We start from the raw sequence: 23,943 nt of genomic DNA, 5'->3' as shown, positions 1-23,943 counted from the left end.
GAGAGAGGAGAGAAAAATGAAACTATTCAAAATATTAGCAGTTTTTACCTTGCTGTTTTCCAGCATCAGCCCGACTACCCTTGTCTACGCAGTCTCATCTTTGACGCCTGAAAGTAGCGAGTCAGCAAATGAAGAAGCACCGACAGAACCAATAGCCGAACCGCAAGTGGAAGAAGCTTCTGCAGTAGCCGAGCCTGTAGCAGAAGAAGCATCAGCGGAACCAGTCGAACCGTCGACCGTCGAACCGCAAACAGAGCCAGTAGCTCCTGTACCAGAAACGGCTGTGCCAAGTCCACAGAATCCTGATCTTCCCAATATTCCCCAATATCGAGGGGAACTGAGAAGTAATGGAGAAAGCACCTATCGGGCAACAGCTCAACCTGGATTTAACGCGGGAGTCAGCAACTTGTCAGAACTGGGCCCCAATGTAGGAGACAGTATTTCCTACAGCTTTACGATCCCAACTCATTCTTTCGCACACGGGAACGGCAATGACTGGATCGCACACATTGTTGGTAATAATAATATCGGTATTGAGTGGTTTGACGGGATGTCCTATGGTCGACCGCCAAATCATACAAGTGCTTATTTAACAACTTACCAGATTGGACGTACGGAAGTCGTCGAAGTCGGGGGTGCTTCTGGCGATCTTAGTATTACGTCGAATCACACGATAAACAATAACAATTTCACGATGACGATGTCAGGTACGATTACTAGAACAAGAGCCAGCAACCGTACCGACTACCAATTAACAGCTGGGATCCATAATCTTGTATTAGGTGCTACTGCGGTGCCTTCGTGGGGGCCATTAGGACCTGTGCGTATAGAAGATGTGCCGATCAACTATCTGTCAATCGGGAATTTTACGGTCAATACTAGGCCAGCACCTACTGTAGAGATCACAGCAAATCCTGAAAGTCCTCTTGCTTTGGGAGAAGTGCGTCCTCAGGCGCAAAAAGATAGTCTGAGAGTACGGGTTAACGGGATACTGTTGCCCCCAGATAGTTACGAGATCATTGAGTCTAACTTAGGTCTCTGGGATTTTATAGGTATAGCAGGATTACGAAATGGATGGGTGAGGATTCGCTATAGGCTGAATGGAACCGTTCATGAGAGTGGAAGAATACATTTACAAGTACCCGTCGTATGGGGAGATAGTATCGTGTTTGGTGGGAGCAGTGCAATGAGTAATCGGACAGTAGCTGCTTTCACCTTACATCATCGGGGAGCTCGTCCATTGGTTACTGCAGCTATGGGGAGAGACAGTACGGGTCCTAATGCGTTTATAGATACAAGATACGCAGGACAAAATTACTATAATTTCTCTTGGTATGACTTAAGTCAAAAAAACAGTGCGGATCTGACGAACGTGTCTGCTAATCAAGCCGTAACAGCAAAAGGTGACGAACGACGGTCTGATGTTTTAAATCGCTGGACCACACAAACAGTCAACTATGGGGATGTCGTCCGTACATGGGTGGCAGATCCAGAAAAGAACGCAGTGACAAATTCAATGACAATAGATGCGCCATTTGTCTTTAATGGTGGAGAAGTCTACTATGAAATTACTACGAACGGTTATCGTAAATTGGATATCAACACATTGACGCCAACAGAACAATCGATTGAACATGGGACTTCGCAAGCGTCTTTGGATAGTCAAGTCAGTCAATATCTAGACACTTCTGGCAAAGAAAATCTTCGAATAGTAGGATTCGTCGATTATCCAGATACCTCTACTCCCGGAGAAAAAACCGGAACGATCCGAGTCGAAGAAACCTTGTCTACAGGAAAAACTGTGACATACGACTATACAGTACCCTTTGTTGTTACTTCTAAACTTGAAGTAACGGCTAAGCCTGATAGTAAGGTATTGCTAGGAACAGATATGAATACAGTCGATCTACGTCAGTTTTTAGATGTCGAGGTAGATGGAGAGAAACTTGATGACGATAGTTATGAGGTAGAAATGACTTCTGCACCTATTGCTACAGATACTGTGAGCATCGTTGGAAGACCACAATCGATTCGAGTCACTGTGAATGGGACAACACTATCACAAGATACATCTGTCAATATAGGAATCGTATGGGGAAATAGTATTGTGTATGGCACCACAGATGCAATGAGTGTTCGATCAGCAGCAGCTTTCACCTTGCATCATCGTGGAGCTCATCCGTCGATTACTGCAGTTACAGGTAGAAATAATTTACCTACCAATAATTTTGTGATAAATGAAAATTATTTAGGCCAAAATTACTATAATTTCTCTTGGTACGATTTTAGTCAAAAAAATACTCTTGATTTGACAAATGATTCCGCGAATCAAGCAGTCTCAGCAAGAGGAGGAGAGAGACAACAAGATGTCTTAAGTCGCTGGACCACACAAACGGTCAACTATGGGGATGTCGTCCGTACATGGGTGGCAGATCCAACAAAGAATGCAGTGACAGAAAACGAGCAATTTGTCTCTAACGGCGGAGAAGTCTACTACGAGATTACAGCAGGCGGTTACCGAGCGCTAAATATCAATAAACTAACTACATCAAGTCACACGATATCACAAGGGATGACGGAGAGTGAATTAGACAGTCAATTAGCCGAGTTCTTAGATGTATCAAGTGTAGAGAATATCAACTTGGATAGATTTGTCCAGTATCCAGATACTTCTGTCGTCGGTACAACAATCGGAAGGATCCGAGTAACAGAAACTTTATCTACAGGAAAGACAGTCTCCTATGACTATGAGATCTCCTTTACAGTTGAAAACGCCCCTCCAACAGCTGATCCAATTGCGCAAGAATTGCATTTAGGAGAATCTTTGCCAGATTCGCCGATGGATCTGCTAGAGAATGTATCAGATGACAGAGACGATCCGTCAGCGCTGAAAGCAACGTATCTAAACCGACCAAACATCGATCGCGTTGGAGAGATGACCGCTAGCATTCAACTGGAAGATTCATGGGGAGCTGTTTCAGTCATCGAAGTGCCGATTACCGTCAAGTGGGGAAGTACGCTTAAATTAAAAGGTTATGGTTACGGAACAGTCGGTGTTTACAGCCTAAACAAAAATGCGAATGGAGCTATGCAGATCGTTACAACGAAAGGTGAGATCTATTCACTTACCAGTCAAGTCCATCAGTTGTTCCCAGACACGGTTTACTATTCCATCGAAGTATTATCTGATGGATCAAGGAAATTCATGCATGAAGTAACGGGGGGAATGATCGTCGAAGATTCGATCAATCAATTCAACAATGGGACTCCACTAGCTGTAGCTGTCGGAGATGTCGTGAAAGTCTATCACATCGAAGAAGAGGGATCAAATAACTATAAAGATAAAAACTTATTGATGGAGAATGAACAAGAGAAAAATTACACTTATGGGACGAACTATGTTTACTATAAAGTGACAGAAGATGGATTTGAGCCAATGCCTCCTATTTTTGCAGTGAAACCAATGAAACAGGATTTTGTTCTCGGCGAAAATACTAGTGGATTAGATCTTCACGATTTATTAGAAGAGGTCACATTAAATGATACAGTGATTCCTCCTGATCAATACGAAGTAGAGCGACTCACTGATTTTGATACTTCTTTAGTAGGCGATCGTAACGTAAAAGTCAAAGTAACTTCTATTAAATCCTCTGTATCTTTAGAATTAGATATTCCATATGAAGTGAAATGGGGAAGTACGATTTCTTTAAGAGGACTTAGTGATCGTACAGTTGGCGCCTATAGTTTAACGAGAAGCACAGATGGGACATTGCGACTTCATTCGACATTTGGTGACAATAGAACGAATCAAGGTTCGCAAGTCCATTCTTATTATGGAAGTAGTGTCTATTATTCCCTCGAAGTATTAGACGGAGAAACAAGCACCTATCAATACGAAGTCACAGGTAATGCGATTATCCAAAATGCAATCAATGGGTTCAATCAAGGCCAGCCGTTAGAGGTCTCTGCGGGAAATGTCATCAAAGTCTTTCATGGGGAGTCCCACAGCCGCAGTCGATTGATGGTAAACGAAGTAGCAGAAAACTACTCCTTTGGTACACCTTTTTCTTACTACCGAGTAACGGACAATGGATTAGTACCGATCAAACACTTGGAAGCTGAAGCAGTTCCTCAGACATTCCACTTAGGTGAAAACACGGATGGACGTGACCTAAACGAGTTCGTTACGGATGTGCAGGTAAATGGTGTAGCAGTGGATGCAAGTGAATATGAAATCTCGTTACGTTCCGAAGTCAACACGACGTTGATCGATACGCGTGAAGTAGAAGTCGAAATACGCACGACGGACGGATTAGGCATCCTGAGAACAACTGTACCGTATGAAGTCAAATGGGGAAGTACGATTTCCTTGAGAGGACTTGGTGAAAATACAGTCGGATCCTACAGTTTGATAAAAGGTGGGAATGGAAAGCTACAACTTCATTCGACATTTGGTGATAACAGTAGTCGTCAATATTTAAACGTTCACCCTAATTTCGGCAATGACGTGTATTATTCAATCGAAGTATTCAACGGAGAAACAAGCACCTATCAATATGAAGTCAAGGGTAATGCGGTTATCAGGGATGCAATCAATGGATTCAATCAAGGTAATCCATTGGAGGTTTCTGCGGGGAATATCATCAAAGTTTACCATGCAGAATCTCGGACTCGAAGCAGACTGATGGTAAATGAAGTTGCCGAAAACTATACATTCGGCACACTTTTCTCTTACTACCGAGTAACTGACAATGGATTAGTTCCAATCAAACAGTTGGAAGCAGAAGCAGCTCCACAAACGTTCAACTTAGGTGAAAGTGCCGATGGACGCCATCTAAAGGAATTGGTTAGAAATGTACGAGTAAATGGCACAGTCGTGGATGCGAGTGAGTATGAAGTAGTCTTACGTTCAGAACTTGATACGTCATTGATTGGTACACGTGAAATCGATATTGAAGTCCGTACAACTGATGGACTAGGTATTGTACAACTGACAGTTCCTTATGAAGTGAAGTGGGGGAACTCGATCATCGCCCAAGATCAGGCAGCAAACTCTGATAAGACAGTGGCTGTTCTGTCATTGACCGAAGAGAATAATTTGCCAAAACTGACAGCTACGCAAGGAGACGGACTTGATTCTTTCAGTCCAGTAGCCTCTGCACCACAAGCAGTATTTTATCGTGGTGATCTTACTTCGCCAAGATTCTCCCTTTTGACAAATAACTTAACTGTGGACGCACAAACACTGAGGAGCAACTGGAACAATGTTCTTAGACAAAATGAATTAGCCTATGGTGATGTGCTTTCTTTTGAAGTTTTTGATTCTGCGGGGAATAACCTACTTGGAAATAAAACAGCTGTCTCAAGAAATGAACAACTAGTAAAAGAAGTAATCGGCTACCCGCAAGCTTTTTACGAAATGACAGCCAATGGGTTCAATCTTCTACGTATCAATCAATTGAAGGTAGAAACACAAACCATTGAAAGTGGATTGACAGAAGAGGAATTAAGTCAAAATATCGAATCTTATCTGTCGACTGACGGATTCGATACGATCCATGTGACAAAGTTCATCCAATATCCTGACACAAGTAAAGCTGGAACAAGTAACGGAATCATCGAAGTAGAAGAAGCGTTAGCGACAGGCGGTACAGCTACGTATAACTATACGGTGCCATTTATCGTGGAGAACTCGACGGAATGGATCGATGTCAAGATTCCTAAAAAATTGCTTTTCGGAACGACTGACGTAAATAAAGGAATGGTTTCTTCCCCGCTTTACTACATCGAGAATGCTGGGACGAGAAATCTAAAAGTCAGTGTGGAAGAAATCAACATCACGAACAATACGAATAACTTGGAGCTGTTACGTACAGCTGATGCAGATCCATCTGCAGAGAGGGCAGCGGCAAAACTTCGTATGAATTACAAGACGAGCAATATCCTTGTCGATCTTTATGAAAGTACACCAAACCAGGTAGTTGCTGAGCTAGCACCGAATGAACAAACCCAATTTATGATCGAAGGTCAATACTTCGGGAACTATCAGCAAGAAGTCAATATTGGATTGGACATTCGCTATCGATTTGAGGTTGCTTCGTAAGGTAGAAAGATGTTGATTTGAAGAAAATGATGTACGAACATAAAAGCCCATCAATCGATTGAAATCGGTTGATGGGCTTCTTGAGTATTATTTTCCAAGTGTGTGGTTAGGTTTCGGCAGAGATGGACTTGATAGATTTGAACCACTAGCTTTTTCACTAGCGTGTTGAGTTAAGTTACCTAATGCTGCGTGGGTGGATTTTCGTCTGTTTTTTACCTGATGAGAGGTTAGGCTTTTAGAAAGGTTCTGTTTGTATTCCTCAACTGCTTTTTGTAATTTTTGAGGTGGATTTTCTAGCTTCGCCCTCTCTTGCTTAGTATTCAAATATAACGATTGATCAGCTTTGATTGCATTATCAATTTTTACTTGAGTAGTTACGTAATTTTGTATTGCATTTGCGATTTTATTTTTGTTGAAACGTCTATTCATGAATGTATTTACATTCTTATATTGTTTTAAATTATCTTTTTGATTAGTTAGCAACTTCTTAAAATCTTTTAAATCACTATTTTGTTTTGCCTCTTGTTTTTTAACTGATTGGTCTTTTTGCTTCTGTTGTGCCTTTTGTTTCGCCATTGTTTTTCTAGTATTATCAAAGGTTTTTAATATTGTTGGTGATCGTTTTCCTAGTTCCTCTCGTGCTTTTTCTACTTCTGATTTTGCCTCGTTATACTCATTTTTATATTCAGTTATTTTGGATTCAGGTGTAAATTTGCCGTAGTTGCTTGCGTTTGTCTTTGCAATGTCCACAGCATTGGTCTTTTCTTGTAGTTGTGCTGCAAGTTTTTTTATCGAAGGGTCTTTAATCTCACTGATCATTTTATCTAATAGTGTTTCTTGCCTATAATCTGGTGAATTTGCAATATCTTCTTTTGGCATGTCAATTCCTCTTTTCTTTTTTTATTTGTATCTTTGTATTCACTTTATCATGCTTTCTTTTTGTTTTTGTTCCTGCTTTTTCTAAGGTGGAAAATATCTGGTACGCTTTTCTGATATTTTCCATAAAAAATAAAACAAGGGGCTTATTTATGAGAAAAGGCACGTAACGATTTTTTTCAATCCTCATTTATCCTTGTTGTCAAAGGCTTTTTTTCTTCGTATCATTCTTTTTTAATTTTAGAAATTATGGTCCCAAGGCATGAAAAAAAACATGTTATAGTAAAAACATAAGTGAAGTTGGCAGAGGAATCAGCCGATTTTTACTGTCTATCTAAGCGAAAAACAGCTGTCCGCAAAAATCAAATTGAGGAGGATGCATTTGAAAAAACTCATCACTAATTTAACACGTACAGACGTTTCGCCCCTGATCCTTCGGCTAAAAGGAGAGAAACATGCATTTACGTTTGAAGACATCGAAAAAGAAAGCGGGATAAAATTGACGAGCGCAGACAAATTTTTGATCCGTTCTGTCGCAGAGAAAAAATTCAAAATGCAAGTGGTGTGCGAAGCACCGGAGAACCAGCTGAAGTTCTTTCCAAAAGCAAAAGAACTTTCTTGATCACTCTATTTATTGTTCTATCTATGTAACAAGTAGGAAAAAATAACAAATATGTTATTAAAAGTGTTGCAATCGCATACAAAAAGATTAAAAAACAAAATAGTCCCTTATCATAGGAGATGGAAACACGAGAATGTCAGACAGGGGGGATGGGATGCGTTGATTTTTTAGTTGTAAGTTGGTTGCTACATAGATAATAAAAGGGGAGTAATTGGATTGAAAAAGAAAATCATTGGTAGTCTATTACTATCAACGCTAGTGTTGACGAGTATGATAAATATGTTCATCAATGAAGACTTGCAAGCGGAAAATCACGTGCTCAATATCAGTCGCACGCTTCAAGAAGAAAAGGTGAACTATCTCAATCCTAGGGGAGAAGATGGTATCGACAATGCCTGCTACTGATAGTCATCGAAAATTATCGCGCAGGCTATATCGGCTCTATCGACATCGTTCCTCAATAAAAAGAACGATGAGGAGATAGATATTTTTTAGGAAACAAGCACATAACTTATGATCTCATAAGTATTTTCACAAAGGACTACCAAATAGTCCTTTGTGGGTATCATAAAAAAACTGAATAGAAACAATAATCAGCTTTACCACCATTGATAGAAAAGAGATAGAAAACCGAGAAAAGGAATCGGTCCTCTATCTCTTTTTGCTGTACAAACGCATGTTTCTCCTGTTTTTTTGCATTGATTCATTTAATGAAAGTGTACCATGTTTTCTTGATACGTTTAGAACACCTTTTTCTAGAGGATAGAAAAACTACAAGTTGAGAGGATAAAGAGAGTCGTTTGAAGAGAACTTAGAAAAAAGGACACTGTATGAGATCAGGTGTCCTTTTGTGAAATCTGATATTATTGCGTACGGATAGATGTGAGACTGATTTCGCCAGAAGACAAACTCATTTCCTGTTCATTTGTTTGGACGATCAGTTCACCATGATCACCGATTTCTTTTGCAAGACCGACATAAGTCGTTCCTTTTTGATTGAACGACACGGTTTTTCCCAATACGAATGATTTTTCTTTATAAAAGTCCAATGCTTTTTTCGGTTGAGAAAGATAGGTAAACAACTCCTGCCAGATTTTGCTGATCAGTTGATTCCTTGTGAGACTCGCTTGTCCATCAGGAAAGACAGAAGTGGCTTTTTCTTGGAGATCAGCTGGAAAATGATTTTGAGGAACAGAAAAATTCAGCCCGATCCCGATAATGATATGACTGATCCTGCCGCTTTCCATATCACTGACTGCTTCAGATAAAATCCCACAGACTTTTTTTCCATCCATGTAGATGTCATTGACCCATTTGATCGAAGCAGAACGACCGGTAACAGATTCAATGGCTTTCACACAGGCACTGGCTGCGATGATCGTATATTGAGGCAGTTCATCAAACCGTTTGTCTGGATGGAGCAAGAGACTCATATAGATTCCTCGTCCAGGTTCGGCAAAAAAAGGTCGTCCAAAACGTCCACGAGCTTGTTCTTGTGTATCAGCAACAAATAACTTCGAAACAGAATCTCCGTGAGCCGCTGCCAGTTTGGCATCTTTCATCGTAGATTCAGAAGTCAACATCGTTTGTACCTTCAAATCGGGAATAAAAGACCGTAGCTCTTGCTGGATTTCTTTTGCATCTAGTACGTCAGAGGGCAGGTAACGATACCCTGTAGGCCCGTGCTCAAAACGATAGCCTGCCTTTTCCAATTCTTTGATGGCTTTCCAAATACTTGTTCGGGAAACTTCCAGTTGCTGTGCTAACTTTTCTCCAGAAAGAAAATCTGGCGTCTCTTTCAATAAATGAAGTACTTTGTCTTTTGTTGTCATGGCACCAAGCTCCTTTCCCATCCATTCTATCAGGAAGAAGGAGAGAACAAAATAGTTTTCGAAGAAACAACGGTTGATACATAAAGCAAAAATGAAAGAAGAAAAGAGAAAAAAGAAGAGGGTGGGCGTTCATTTTTTGTCCCAGCCTCTTTCTGATTATGAAGATAAAAGTACTTGATCGTCTTTCAACATCGTGCCACTGTTTTGTTTGAACAACGCCAATAGTTGAGGTACTGTGAGTTGCTGTTTTTCCTCTTGCTGGATATCGACGACGATCCTTCCTTGATGAAGCATGATCAGTCGATTTCCATAGCGGATCGCGTCTTCCATGTCATGAGTGACCATGAAAGCAGTGAGACTCTGCTCGGTGATCAGCTTTTCTGTCAAGTCCATGACGGTTTTGGAAGTAGCAGGGTCAAGCGCTGCAGTGTGTTCATCTAATAAGATCAGTTCTGGACGCTGCAATGTAGCCATTAACAGCGTGATGGCTTGACGTTGTCCCCCAGACAGCAAACCGATTTCTGAGGATAAACGATTTTCCAAACCCAAATTCAGCCGAGCCAGCTGTTCTTTGAAAAATGTTCGGTCTTGCGATTTGACACCACGAAAGAAGCCACGCTTTTTTCCTCGTTTCATAGCAAGAGCAAGATTTTCTTCTACCGTTAAACGAACGGCTGTCCCTAGTTTAGGATCTTGGAATACGCGACTGATGGATTTCGAACGTTCGACAACGGATTTTTTCGTGATATTTTTTCCATTCAATAAAATCTGTCCCTGATCAACAGAAAATGTACCGGCGATGCTGTTCAGCAAAGTAGATTTACCAGCACCATTTCCGCCGATGATCGTCACGAAGTCGCCGGGTTCCAAAGAAAGATTAATACCTTTCAGGACATGGTTTTCGTTGATCGTTCCTTTTTCAAAGGTATGATGGAGATTTTCCAATGTTAAGACGTCATTCATTTGACACTACCGCCTTTCTTTTTTTGAGATAAATGGAATTTTTGCTGAATCTGCGGGAAAGAAAGACAGATTACTAGCACGAAAGCAGAAGCAAGTTTCGAATCACTTGGTTCAACATTCAGTTCGAAGACTAACGCCAAAATAAAACGGTAAATGACCGCACCTAAAACGACAGTCAAGAGACGGAGAAATAGTGGCTGGTTACGTAACAAAACTTCTGCGATGATAATAGAAGCAAGTCCAATCACGATCGTTCCAATACCAGAATTCAAATCAGCAAAGCCGTTGTTTTGCGCAAGCAAGGAGCCAGAAAGAGCAATGCATCCATTAGAGATCATATAACCGATGATCTTCATATTATCTGTGTTGATTCCGTTTGCTTCGCTCATTGCCAGATTATCGCCAGTTGCACGAATAGCAAGTCCTGTTTCTGTACGTAAGAACAAAACAAGTAAACATACAACGATCAAAGCAAAAAGCAGACCGACGATTAGTACAGCGTTGTCTTTTGTTATGCCGAATGACTCGACCCAATGAAAGATCGTTGGCTGACCCAATAAAGAGATGTTCGGCGCACCCATCACACGGGAGGTGACAGAATATAAACCAGTCATGGTGATGATCCCTGCAAGAAGGGCGGGAATTTTTAATTTTGTGTGAAGCAGTCCGGAAACAAGCCCTGCTGCCGCACCACCTAAAAAGCCTAGAAGACAAGCTGTCAATGGGTGATAGCCATTTGTAATACTTACTGCCGCGATCCCTGCACCTAAAGGAAAGCTTCCTTCAGCAGTCAAGTCGGCAATGTCTAAGATACGGAAAGTGACATACACACCAATCGCAAGCAGGGCCCATAAGACCCCTTGCGATGCAGATGATAAGAAAAGAGAGAGCAAATTTGTCATGAGAATCCTCCTGTGTTTTATTCAGCTTCTTTGATGCTGTCTGGATTGATGCCTAATGCTTTGGCCATGTCTTTATTGACATACAGTTCCAAATCATTCGCTGTTTCGACAGGAAGTTCACTTGGCTTCTTGCCGTCTAAGATTTTTGCTGCCATGATCCCCGTTTGTTTGCCCAAGCTTTCGTAGTCGATCCCTACTGTTGCTAGACCGCCGTCTTTGACTTGATCAACTGCGCCAGCAACGACAGGTGTTTTTGTTTCTTTTGCGACTTCACCGACAACACTTGCCGCACTTGCGAACGTGTTATCAGTAGGAATATAGATTCCATCTACATCTTTAGCTAGACTTTTCGTCACTTGTTGGACATCATTTGTGGAATTTGCTGTCAATACTTTGACTTTGACGCCCGCTTTTTTCAATTCTTTTTCTGCCAAATCAGCTTGGATCTTAGAGTTTGCTTCACCGTTGTTATACATGATGCCGATTGTTTTGGCGTCTGGCACGATAGTTAACAGTAAGCCGATTTGTTTTTCGATTGGCACCATATCTGTCGTGCCAGTCACATTGCCGCCAGGTTTTTCATTGGATGTGACTAAATGGGCTTGTTCCAAGTCTGTGACCGCTGTGACAGTCATCGGGATAGTGGTTGTTTCATTTAATAAAGATTGTGCTGCTGGAGTGGCGATTCCAAGTAGCAGATCAGGATCTTCTTTGACGAGTTTCTCACTCATGCTTTTCAGGTTGTCTTGGTTGTTTTGGGCATTTTGATAATCGATTGTTAGATTATCGCCTTCTTTATACCCTTCTTCTGCTAATCCTTCTTTGAATCCTTTATAGGCAGCGTCTAACGAGTTATGTTGTACAAGTTGCAATACGCCAATTGTTTTTTGTCCATCTGATGCCTCTGCGGAATTGTCTTTTTGTGCGCAACCTCCTAAAGCTAGTAGCAGGGCAGCGCCTAATCCGATGAATATATTTTTTTTCATTTCTTTTTCCTCCTTAATTTTGGGAAACAAAAAATCCATTCAGACAAAATGTCTAAATGGATTGAAAAGTCGGAAAATAAATTGAAAAAGTAGAATGCTTGATACTTTTACTTTGTATTTTCACTGCTCAGCCACTTAGCATTTTGTCTACGTGGCTTTTTGCTGCAATACAAAGTTCTTTAGCCATCATAGATACAAACTGTCGTTTAACGTTTGTATCCATCATGATGAATACAAACCTATCTAAAGTAGCTAAAGTAAAAGTTATTCAGTTGTGTTGGTACGATTTGCTTGATGTTGGTTCGCATAGAAGTTCCTCCACAAAATGAATTTTCTAAAGTATAACCGAGAAAAAAAGGTCTGTCAATTAAGAATTGTCAGATAATTGAAAACATAAAATTGAAAACATTAAGAAAATATTGCGAGAAAGCAGAAGAAACGCCAGGAAGTGTTGACTTTTATAGAAAATAAGTGTAGTATATGAAGTTGCAAAAACTATCTGATGAAGAAAAGGCAGAAACGAAATATTGTCCGTTTCGGCTTTAATATAAGGAAACAAAAGTAGAAGCTCACGAAGTAAGGTTTCAAGAGAATGTTCTATTTTTGGTTTTTTTTTGCCTAAAAGCCGCAAAAAATGTCTGTTGTTACCTAAAAATAATATTTGAAATATTATTGTAACAATTGATCGGGTAGTCTTTTTGAATGACATTTTAGAGGGGTGAAGAGCTTGGCTGGACACGTAGTAAAATACGGAAAACATCGCGAACGTAGAAGTTTCGCAAGAATCAGTGAAGTGTTGGAATTACCAAATTTGATCGAAATTCAAACAGACTCTTACCAATGGTTCTTAGATGAGGGACTTAGAGAAATGTTTGAAGACATTTTGCCAATCGATGACTTCAATGGCAATCTATCTTTGGAATTTGTGGATTATGAATTGAAAGAACCAAAGTATACAGTAGCAGAAGCTCGTGCGCATGATGCAAACTACTCTGCACCATTACATGTAACATTGCGTTTGACAAACCGCGAGACTGGCGAAATCAAAGCACAAGAAGTATTCTTCGGTGATTTCCCATTAATGACAGAACAAGGAACATTCATCATCAACGGGGCAGAGCGAGTAATCGTTTCTCAGTTAGTCCGTTCACCAGGTGTCTATTTCCATGGAAAAGTTGACAAAAACGGAAAAGAAGGATTCGGTTCTACTGTTATCCCTAACCGTGGCGCTTGGCTAGAAATGGAAACTGATGCAAAAGACATCTCTTATGTACGTATCGACCGTACACGTAAGATTCCTTTAACCGTATTAGTTCGTGCGTTAGGATTTGGTTCCGATGATACGATCTTTGAAATCTTCGGCGACAGCGAAACATTACGCAATACAATCGAAAAAGACTTGCATAAAAACGCAAGCGACTCAAGAACAGAAGAAGGTTTGAAAGACGTTTACGAACGTTTGCGTCCAGGCGAACCAAAAACAGCAGACAGCTCACGTAACTTGCTGAATGCTCGTTTCTTCGATCCAAAACGTTACGACTTAGCAAACGTTGGTCGTTACAAAGTAAACAAAAAATTAGATTTGAAAACACGTCTATTGAATCTGACATTAGCTGAAACATTAGTTGATCCAGAAACAGGCGAGATCATCGTTGAAAAAGGAACAGTCTTGACTCACCAAGTCATGGAAACATTAGCTCCTTTCATTGATAACGGTCTAAATTCAGTGACTTACTATCCATCAGAAGATGGTGTGGTCACAGATCCAATGACTGTCCAAGTCATCAAAGTATTTTCACCAAGAGATCCTGAACGTGAAGTGAACGTGATCGGAAACGGCTATCCAGAAGCAGCTGTAAAAACAGTTCGTCCAGCCGACATCATTGCTTCAATGAGCTATTTCTTGAACTTGATGGAAGGTATCGGCAATGTCGATGATATCGACCACTTAGGAAATCGTCGTATCCGTTCAGTCGGTGAACTTTTACAAAACCAATTCCGTATCGGGCTAGCACGTATGGAACGTGTGGTTCGTGAAAGAATGTCGATCCAAGATACTGAAACATTGACACCTCAACAATTGATCAATATCCGTCCAGTTGTGGCAAGTATCAAAGAATTCTTTGGTTCTTCTCAGTTGTCACAGTTCATGGATCAAACAAACCCTCTTGGCGAATTGACACACAAACGTCGTCTTTCAGCCTTAGGACCTGGCGGATTGACTCGTGACCGTGCCGGTTATGAAGTTCGTGACGTTCACTACTCCCACTATGGCCGTATGTGTCCGATTGAAACTCCTGAAGGCCCAAATATCGGGTTGATCAATAGTTTGTCCAGTTATGCGAAAGTAAATAAATTCGGATTTATCGAAACACCTTATCGTCGTGTAGACCGCGAAACAGGTCGGGTTACTGACCAAATCGACTACTTGACAGCAGATATCGAAGACCATTACATCGTAGCCCAAGCAAACAGCCCATTGAATGAAGATGGAACATTTGCTCAAGACGTTGTTATGGCTCGTGCTCAAAGTGAAAACTTAGAAGTATCTATTGATAAAGTAGACTACATGGACGTATCACCTAAACAAGTAGTTGCCGTTGCGACAGCATGTATTCCTTTCTTGGAAAACGATGACTCCAACCGTGCCTTGATGGGTGCCAACATGCAGCGTCAAGCAGTGCCGTTGATCAATCCTCAAGCACCATGGGTTGGTACTGGTATGGAATACAAATCAGCGCATGACTCAGGAGCTGCTTTGTTATGTAAACATGACGGTGTCGTTGAATACGTTGATGCTTCTGAAATCCGCGTACGCCGCGACAACGGTGCATTAGATAAATACGATGTAACAAAATTCCGTCGTTCAAACTCCGGAACAAGCTACAACCAACGTCCAATCGTTCATTTGGGTGAGAAAGTCGAAAAAGGGGATACTCTGGCAGACGGACCATCTATGGAACAAGGCGAAATGGCTCTAGGCCAAAACGTTTTAGTTGGTTTCATGACTTGGGAAGGATACAACTATGAAGATGCGATCATCATGAGCCGTCGTTTGGTAAAAGATGACGTATACACTTCTATTCATATTGAAGAATATGAATCAGAAGCCCGCGATACAAAATTAGGACCTGAAGAAATCACACGCGAAATCCCTAATGTCGGGGAAGACGCATTGAAAGATTTAGACGAAATGGGTATCATCCGTATCGGTGCAGAAGTCCAAGATGGCGATTTGCTTGTAGGGAAAGTCACGCCAAAAGGGGTAACAGAATTATCTGCAGAAGAACGTCTATTGCATGCGATCTTTGGCGAAAAAGCTCGTGAAGTCCGCGATACATCATTACGTGTACCGCATGGCGGCGGCGGGATCGTTCACGATGTGAAAATCTTTACTCGTGAAGCTGGAGATGAATTGTCACCAGGCGTAAACATGTTAGTTCGTGTTTATATCGTTCAAAAACGTAAAATCCATGAAGGGGATAAAATGGCCGGTCGTCACGGAAATAAAGGGGTTGTATCCCGTATTATGCCGGAAGAAGATATGCCATTCCTACCTGATGGAACACCAATCGATATCATGCTGAATCCTTTAGGGGTGCCTTCACGTATGAACATCGGACAAGTATTGGAATTACACTTGGGTATGGCTGCACGTCAGTTAGGTATCCACGTAGCAACGCCAGTATTCGATGGTGCAAGTGATGAAGACGTATGGGAAACAGTTCGTGAAGCCGGTATGGCCAGCGATGCGAAAACTGTTCTGTACGACGGACGTACAGGTGAACCATTTGACGGACGTGTGTCTGTCGGTGTAATGTACATGATCAAACTTGCTCACATGGTCGATGACAAATTGCATGCACGTTCAATCGGACCTTACTCATTGGTTACACAACAACCATTGGGAGGTAAAGCTCAATTTGGTGGACAACGTTTTGGTGAAATGGAAGTATGGGCACTGGAAGCTTACGGTGCGGCTTATACTTTACAAGAAATCTTGACATACAAATCAGATGACGTAGTCGGACGTGTGAAAACATACGAAGCAATCGTCAAAGGTGAACCAATTCCAAAACCAGGTGTACCGGAATCCTTCCGCGTATTGGTGAAAGAATTGCAATCACTAGGTCTGGACATGCGTGTCTTGGATATCGAAGAGACAGAGATCGAACTTCGCGACATGGACGATGAAGATGACGATTTGATCACTGTTGATGCTTTGACAAAATTTGCCGAACAGCAAACTGCCAAAGAATTAGAAAAGAAAGCTGCTGAACAAGTGGAAGATGAAAGAGACGATGTCATCCAAAACTTTGAAACCGCAGAAGATAATTTAGACTAATCCGGTCTATGAGCTGCAAGGCGGTCGAAGATCAGCCGTCTTGCGGTTTGCCATTAAATGAAATGGAGGGAACCCCTTTTGATCGATGTAAATAAATTCGAAAGTATGCAAATAGGTTTGGCTTCTCCCGAAAAAATCAGAAGCTGGTCTTACGGTGAAGTAAAAAAACCTGAGACGATTAACTATCGTACCTTAAAACCTGAACGCGAAGGGTTGTTCTGTGAGCGGATTTTTGGTCCTACAAAAGACTGGGAATGTGCCTGCGGAAAATACAAACGTATCCGTTATAAAGGAATCGTTTGTGATCGATGCGGAGTGGAAGTGACTCGTTCGAAAGTTCGCCGTGAACGCATGGGACATATTGAATTAGCAGCTCCTGTTTCACATATCTGGTACTTTAAAGGGATTCCTTCACGTATGGGTCTTGTATTAGACATGAGCCCACGCGCTTTGGAAGAAATCATTTATTTTGCTTCATATGTGGTTATCGAACCAGGAAACACGAATTTAGAGAAAAAACAATTGTTGACAGAACGCGAATATCGCGAAAAACGTGAACAATATGGACAAGAATTCCAAGCTGCTATGGGTGCAGAAGCGATCAAACAATTACTTGATAATGTTGATCTAGATGCAGAAGCAGCCGAATTGAAAGAAGAATTGAAATCTGCACAAGGACAAAAACGTACACGTGCAATCCGCCGTTTGGATATTTTAGAAGCATTCCGTGCTTCAGGAAATCAACCAAGCTGGATGGTTATGGATGTTATCCCTGTTATTCCACCAGATTTGCGCCCAATGGTTCAATTAGAAGGTGGACGTTTTGCAACAAGTGACTTGAATGATCTTTACCGTCGTGTCATCAACCGTAATAACCGTTTGAAACGTTTATTAGACTTGAACGCACCTGGAATCATCGTTCAAAACGAAAAACGCATGTTGCAAGAAGCAGTAGATGCATTGATCGATAACGGTCGTCGCGGACGTCCAGTAACTGGACCAGGTAACCGCCCATTGAAATCTCTTTCTCATATGTTGAAAGGGAAACAAGGTCGTTTCCGTCAAAACTTGCTAGGTAAACGTGTAGACTACTCCGGTCGTTCTGTTATCGTTGTTGGACCTTTCTTGAAGATGTACCAATGTGGACTTCCAAAAGAAATGGCCATCGAATTATTCAAACCATTCGTGATGCGTGAACTTGTTCAACGTGAACTAGCTTCAAACATCAAAAATGCGAAACGTAAAATCGAACGTCAAGAAGACGAAGTATGGGATGTCTTAGAAGACGTAATCAAGGAACATCCAGTATTGCTGAACCGGGCACCTACGCTTCACCGACTTGGTATCCAAGCATTCGAACCAGTTTTAGTACAAGGACGCGCAATCCGTTTGCATCCGCTTGTATGTGAAGCTTATAATGCCGATTTCGATGGAGACCAAATGGCTGTCCACGTGCCATTGAATGAAGAAGCACAAGCAGAAGCACGTATGTTGATGTTAGCTGCTCAAAACATCTTGAACCCTAAAGATGGTAAACCAGTTGTTACTCCTTCTCAAGATATGGTTCTAGGTAACTACTACTTGACAATGGAAGAAGAAGGACGCGAAGGCGAAGGAATGGTCTTCAGAGATCAAAACGAAGCCGTTATCGCATGGCGCAACGGATACGTTCATTTACATTCACGTATCGGTGTGAACCCTAACTCATTAGGTGAAAAACCATTTACTGAATGGCAAAAAGAACGTACGATGATCACAACAGTTGGTAAGATCATTTTCAACGAGATCATGCCTCCTGAATTCCCTTATTTGAATGAACCAACAGACTTCAACTTGACCGTCCAAACACCGGATAAATACTTTGTTGAAGCTGGTACGGATATTCCTGCACATATCAAAGAGCAAGAATTAGTATTACCGTTCAAGAAGAAGAACTTAGGGAACATCATCGCAGAAGTCTTCAAACGATTCAAAGTAACAGAAACTTCTAAGATGCTTGACCGTATGAAAGACTTAGGGTATAAACATTCAACACATGCCGGTATCACAGTAGGGATCGCTGACATCAGTGTACTGAATGAAAAACAAGAAATCATTGAAAATGCCCATAAACAAGTTGAAACTATTACAAAACAATTCCGTCGTGGTCTGATTACAGATGACGAACGTTATGAACGTGTCATTGCTGTTTGGAACGCTGCAAAAGACAGCATCCAACAAAAACTGATGGAAGGTTTGGAAGCGAAAAACCCAATCTTCATGATGTCTGATTCTGGAGCTCGTGGGAACATTTCCAACTTTACACAGCTTGCCGGAATGCGTGGTTTGATGGCCGCTCCTAATGGTCGAATCATGGAATTGCCAATCATTTCGAACTTCCGTGAAGGACTATCCGTCTTGGAAATGTTTATCTCAACTCACGGGGCTCGTAAAGGGATGACCGATACAGCCTTGAAGACTGCCGATTCAGGTTACTTGACTCGTCGTCTGGTTGACGTGGCCCAAGATGTAATCATCCGTGAAGAAGATTGCGGTACTGACCGAGGTCTTGAAATCCAAGCAATCCGTGAAGGAAATGAAATTATCGAATCATTAGAAGATCGTTTAGTGGGACGTTACACTCGTAAAGAAGTACGTCATCCTGAAACAAATGAAATGATCATCGCAGGAAACCAATTGATTTCCGAAGACATCGCAAAACAAATCGTTGATGCAGGTGTCGAAACAGTGACAATTCGTTCTGTCTTCACATGTAATACAAAACATGGTGTCTGCAAACATTGTTACGGACGTAACCTTGCAACTGGCTCTGACGTTGAAGTCGGCGAAGCAGTCGGTACGATCGCCGCTCAATCAATCGGTGAACCTGGTACTCAGTTGACGATGCGTACATTCCATACGGGTGGGGTTGCCGGAGACGATATCACTCAAGGTCTTCCTCGTGTCCAAGAAATCTTTGAAGCACGTAATCCGAAAGGGCAAGCAGTGATCACAGAAGTAACAGGGGATGTCATCGATATCTCAGAAGATCCTGCAACACGTACCAAAGAAGTAACAATCAAAGGAAAAACAGATACACGTACGTATACTGTTCCTTATACAGCACGTATGAAAGTAGCAGAAGGCGATATGATCCACCGTGGTGCGCCATTGACAGAAGGATCAATCGATCCAAAACAATTGTTGCAAGTCCGCGATGTATTATCTGTTGAAAACTACTTGCTTCGTGAAGTACAACGTGTTTACCGTATGCAAGGGGTAGAAATCGGCGACAAGCATATCGAAGTAATGGTTCGTCAAATGCTGCGTAAAGTTCGTGTAATGGATCCAGGTGATACAGATATCTTACCAGGTACATTATTAGACATCGCAGACTTTAAAGATCAAAACTACAATACGCTAGTCTCAGGAGGCGTTCCTGCAACTTCTCGACCTGTCTTGCTAGGTATCACAAAAGCATCATTAGAAACAAATAGTTTCTTATCTGCTGCATCATTCCAAGAAACAACTCGTGTCTTGACGGATGCTGCGATCCGCGGTAAGAAAGATCCTCTTCTTGGTTTGAAAGAAAATGTTATTATCGGTAAGATCATCCCAGCTGGTACTGGTATGCAACGTTACCGTGACATGGAACCAAAAGAAGTCGGTGTAGCAAGCGAAAATGTCTACAGTATTTCAGATATTGAAGCGCAAATGGCTGCAGAAGACGCAATGAACAATCAAACAAAATAGATATTTTAAAAAAGAGGTTGTGACAAATTATTGTCACAACCTCTTTTTTTGTTTGTCTAAAATAATTTGTCTAACTAGAAGAAAAGTGGGAAAGGATCTTACAACATCAGTTCGTATCCCATTAAGGTATCGGAACGATCATCTTCCCAGAGAAGTCAATCAATAAAAATAAAGATAGATCATTTTTTGAATGCAAAATAAATTCATGGGAAGATAGAGCGGTTATTTTTAATATTTTGCTAGCTATTAGTGAATAGATCCTCGAATACAACAAAACCAGTAGACATGTCTAGTTATTCTATTTATGTTTTAGAGATAAGTATCCCCACATAACATGGATTGAAATAAGGGTAAATGAGTTTGAAAAAATGAACTATAAAAACTTATACACAACGTGGTTAAAAATAGTTTTTTTCCTGTGGAAAAAATAGTTTAACACAAACATTATAGTTATCCACAACCAATTGAAAAAAAAGGGAAATGAAGAAAAATCCGCTAAAATACCGGGAGGGGGTAACGAGAAATGAGTGATTGAAAAAAGAACAGAGTAACTGACTTATCCTCAGTGTTTCTGTTCTTTTATAACTCTGTTCTACATTTCTTGTTGTTGGATCGAATCTGTGAGAGTAATCTCGGTTGAAAGAATGATTCTTTTTTCTTCAGGGTATTGGTGGTGGATTAGTTGGAATAAAAGTTCTGTGGCTTTGATTCCTAACTGATTTGTCGGAATGTCTATCCGAGTCAGCTGTGGCGAAAATAGGGAGGACAATAAGGGATCACTGAATCCTGCGATCGAAAGATCATCAGGTATCTGCTTTCCAGATTGTTCTGCCACTTTGTAAATACTCAATGATTTTAATGCATCGGTAGAAAAAATCGCAGTTGGTCTTTCTCGTAGTTTCATTAAATCATTCATTGCTGCCATGCTATCTTCTAAGCGAAAGCCGCCGTCTATGATCCATTCATTACGGATATCTAGGTGGTGATCAAATAAGCATTGACGGTAACCATTGAGACGATCATTGGATACATAAACTTCTGTCGGAGCATGGAGGCAGCCAATATGCTGATGGCCGTTATTGATTAGTGTTTCCACCAAATCGTAACTATCTTGGAAATTATCCGTGTCTACTGAGTAAATGTTCGTATAGTCATGACCAACTTTTCCAATCACCACAATAGGAATATTGTATTGATCCAATTCAAAAAGAAGTGTTTCATCCATCGTAGAGCTTAAAATAATAATTCCTCGGATCATTTTTTCTTGGATTTTTTTTGCGCATTTCTCCAACTCTTCTTCTGGTGTTTTTGCCGTCTGTAGAATCAAGTCGAAGTTATTTTGTTCAGAAACGGCAGAAATGGATTGAATGACATCTGAAAAGAAGGGATTGCCATAAGTCGTATGGGATGTGCGATGGGATAATGCTAAAATCGCATCAAATCCACTTCCTGATAGTCCTCTTGCAATTTTGCTCGGTTCATAATTTAATTCTTTGATTGCTTTAAGTACACTAGATTTTGCTTTATCAGATATATTTGGCTGGTTATTTAATACTCTAGAGACAGTTGATTTTGAGACATTGGCTTTTTTCGCAATGTCATAAATAGTTGGTTTCAATTTTATATGCACCTCCTTTTTGGGAGCGTTTTAGAATAATTCCATAGTACAATAGACATTCTTTTTTGTCTATGATTTTGAAAATGGAGGAATAGCTTAGAGGATAATAAGAGATCATATTTTTTTAATAATCCACTAACTATTGATACATAAGCTTTCTTATTTGTATTTTTGCGTATATCAAAATTATTTAAAAAAACGCTATTGACAGTAAGCGTTTTCCGTAATATGATCGAGTTGCTGGGAACGCTCCCATAAAAAGAAAGGGGAATCCGATGTATACAAAACTTTTACAAGCAATTTATCGCGACTCAGATTTAGCTGAAAAAATCGCCTCCAAAATTGAACAAAAAGTCAGTGATTATCAGCAGAAGAAAAGCCAAGCAGGCAAACTGCATTGGGACGAAGAAGATATTTTCTTGATTACTTATGGAGATCAATTTTTTGAAGAGCAGCAACCAACTTTACGTACATTTAAAAAATTTTATCGGAAGTATTTGGCAGATACATTTAGTGTTGTTCATTTCTTGCCATTTTTTCCATATACATCTGATGATGGTTTCTCCGTTTTAGATTATCAGGCAATCAACGACCATTTGGGCACATGGGACGATGTAGAAGAAATGAGAAGCGAAACAAGGTTGATGTTCGACTTTGTCTGCAATCATATGTCTGCTGAAAGTAATTGGTTTCAGGAATATTTAAACTTGAATGATACGTACAAAGAATTTTTTATTGATTTGCCACTGGATACAGATACAAGTAGCGTGACTAGACCAAGGACCAGCCCGTTATTTACAACGTTCATTGACAAAAAAGGGAAAGAAAAACACGTATGGACGACTTTTAGTGAAGATCAAGTAGACTTGAATTTTAAAAATCCAGAAGTTTTATTGAAAATGATCGATATTCTTTTGTTTTACTTAGAAAAAGGCGCTTCATTTATTCGCTTGGATGCTGTGGGATTTTTATGGAAAGAACTAGGAACTTCTTGTATACACCTGCCAGAAACGCATAAAATCATCCAATTATTCCGTGCAATCGTTGATGAAGCAGCTCCAGGAACGGTATTGATCACTGAGACAAATGTGCCACACAAAGATAATATCAGTTATTTTGGGAATGGCGAGAATGAAGCACAGATGGTCTATCAGTTTTCGCTACCACCTTTGACCCTTCAAGCGATTCGTTCGGGTAATACAAGTAAGTTGAAAGAATGGTTAAAAACCATCGATTTCGCATCGAAAAAAACAACTTTTTTCAATTTTTTAGCCTCCCATGACGGTATCGGATTGAATCCGGTACGAGGTATTTTGCCAGAAACAACAATCCTTGATTTAGTGGAACAGCTGAAGAAAGAGGGTGCCCGAGTAAACTACAAGAAAAATCCAGATGGAACGACTAGTCCATATGAGATAAACGCGACGTATCTAGATGCATTGAGCTCTCCAACAGATACGACGGAATGGAGAAGCAAACGCTTTTTAGCTGCTCATTCATTTTTGGTAACGCTACCAGGTGTACCGGCAATTTATATTCAAAGTGTGCTAGGAAGTCGAAATGATTACAAAGGCGTAGAAAAAACAGGAGAGAATCGAAAAATCAATCGGCAAAAATTTTCGTTAGCAGATATTGAGAAAGAGTTGCAGACAGACCCATTAAGAACAGCAGTGTATGAAGAGTTGACACAAATGCTAGCTATTCGAAAAAAAGAAAAAGCCTTCCATCCGAATAGTTTGATTCACTTGCTCGATTCAGCAGATTCTTTTATTAGTTTTATCCGCGAAGCGAAGGAAGAGAAAGTTTTAGTCATCCAACACTTTTCCGACCAATCAGCAGACTATCTTTTACCAAAAGGAGACTACCAAGATTTGTTTTCTGGTCAAATTATCCATTGCAGTCAAGAACAAAAGTTGAGATTCCAGCCTTATGAATACATGTGGCTGAAAATAATAAATTAAGAG

At 40.6% G+C, this 23,943-nt stretch carries 12 protein-coding genes; 6 read left to right on the top strand and 6 right to left on the bottom strand.

All coding sequences use genetic code 11. From position 1 onward, the window contains the following. Window positions 1-16 precede the first annotated feature (16 nt). Window positions 17-6,103 carry a putative mucin/carbohydrate-binding domain-containing protein gene (locus tag IGJ53_RS13880; RefSeq protein ID WP_438750485.1) on the top strand — a complete coding sequence of 2,029 codons (6,087 nt, stop codon included), beginning with the start codon at window positions 17-19 and terminating at the stop codon, window positions 6,101-6,103. A gap of 87 nt (window positions 6,104-6,190) precedes the next feature. On the opposite strand, the gene IGJ53_RS13875 is transcribed toward IGJ53_RS13880, so the two are convergent. Continuing rightward, window positions 6,191-6,982, bottom strand: a complete 792-nt coding sequence (locus IGJ53_RS13875) for a hypothetical protein (protein ID WP_259741637.1) — start codon at window positions 6,980-6,982, stop codon at window positions 6,191-6,193. Between the two features lie 373 nt (window positions 6,983-7,355). Between IGJ53_RS13875 and IGJ53_RS13870 the strand changes: the two genes are divergently transcribed. Both IGJ53_RS13870 and IGJ53_RS13865 read left to right on the top strand, forming a co-directional pair. Beyond that, a complete protein-coding gene (locus tag IGJ53_RS13870) occupies window positions 7,356-7,601 on the top strand; it encodes a hypothetical protein (protein ID WP_016629240.1) in 246 nt (81 codons plus the stop codon). 216 nt (window positions 7,602-7,817) lie between these two features. After that, window positions 7,818-8,006: a hypothetical protein gene (locus IGJ53_RS13865; RefSeq protein ID WP_010733042.1), complete on the top strand. Its 189-nt coding sequence runs from the start codon at window positions 7,818-7,820 to the stop codon at window positions 8,004-8,006. Window positions 8,007-8,464: 458 nt separating this feature from the next. Here the strand turns inward: IGJ53_RS13865 and IGJ53_RS13860 are convergent, their stop codons facing one another. The 4 genes from IGJ53_RS13860 to IGJ53_RS13845 all read right to left on the bottom strand — a co-directional run bounded on the left by IGJ53_RS13860 (window position 8,465) and on the right by IGJ53_RS13845 (window position 12,284). Continuing rightward, window positions 8,465-9,433, bottom strand: a complete 969-nt coding sequence (locus tag IGJ53_RS13860) for a biotin--[acetyl-CoA-carboxylase] ligase (protein ID WP_259741638.1) — start codon at window positions 9,431-9,433, stop codon at window positions 8,465-8,467. 156 nt (window positions 9,434-9,589) lie between these two features. After that, window positions 9,590-10,396, bottom strand: a complete 807-nt coding sequence (locus IGJ53_RS13855) for an ABC transporter ATP-binding protein (protein WP_010733044.1) — start codon at window positions 10,394-10,396, stop codon at window positions 9,590-9,592. Then, window positions 10,393-11,298, bottom strand: a complete 906-nt coding sequence (locus IGJ53_RS13850; protein WP_002320483.1) for an ABC transporter permease — start codon at window positions 11,296-11,298, stop codon at window positions 10,393-10,395. Before IGJ53_RS13850 ends, IGJ53_RS13855 begins: the two co-directional genes overlap by 4 nt. A 17-nt stretch (window positions 11,299-11,315) precedes the next feature. Then, a complete protein-coding gene (locus IGJ53_RS13845) occupies window positions 11,316-12,284 on the bottom strand; it encodes an ABC transporter substrate-binding protein (protein ID WP_010733045.1) in 969 nt (322 codons plus the stop codon). Between the two features lie 727 nt (window positions 12,285-13,011). On the opposite strand from IGJ53_RS13845, the gene rpoB reads away from it, so the two are divergent. Next, window positions 13,012-16,629, top strand: a complete 3,618-nt coding sequence (gene rpoB, locus IGJ53_RS13840; protein ID WP_010733046.1) for a DNA-directed RNA polymerase subunit beta — start codon at window positions 13,012-13,014, stop codon at window positions 16,627-16,629. A gap of 78 nt (window positions 16,630-16,707) precedes the next feature. Then, window positions 16,708-20,361 carry a DNA-directed RNA polymerase subunit beta' gene (rpoC, locus tag IGJ53_RS13835; RefSeq protein ID WP_311135308.1) on the top strand — a complete coding sequence of 1,218 codons (3,654 nt, stop codon included), beginning with the start codon at window positions 16,708-16,710 and terminating at the stop codon, window positions 20,359-20,361. A gap of 592 nt (window positions 20,362-20,953) precedes the next feature. Here rpoC and IGJ53_RS13830 read toward each other — a convergent pair. Beyond that, complete coding sequence (locus tag IGJ53_RS13830; RefSeq protein WP_010733047.1) at window positions 20,954-21,979, bottom strand: LacI family DNA-binding transcriptional regulator; 1,026 nt, start codon at window positions 21,977-21,979, stop codon at window positions 20,954-20,956. 275 nt (window positions 21,980-22,254) lie between these two features. Between IGJ53_RS13830 and IGJ53_RS13825 the strand changes: the two genes are divergently transcribed. Continuing rightward, window positions 22,255-23,940, top strand: coding sequence for a sugar phosphorylase (locus IGJ53_RS13825; protein ID WP_259741640.1), 1,686 nt, complete (start codon window positions 22,255-22,257; stop codon window positions 23,938-23,940). Window positions 23,941-23,943 lie beyond the last annotated feature (3 nt).

The sequence above is a fragment of the Enterococcus sp. DIV1283b genome (genome assembly GCF_051710965.1).
GTDB classification, from domain to species: Bacteria; Bacillota; Bacilli; order Lactobacillales; family Enterococcaceae; genus Enterococcus_B; species Enterococcus_B lactis.
This window is presented reverse-complemented; position numbering and strand designations above follow the sequence as displayed.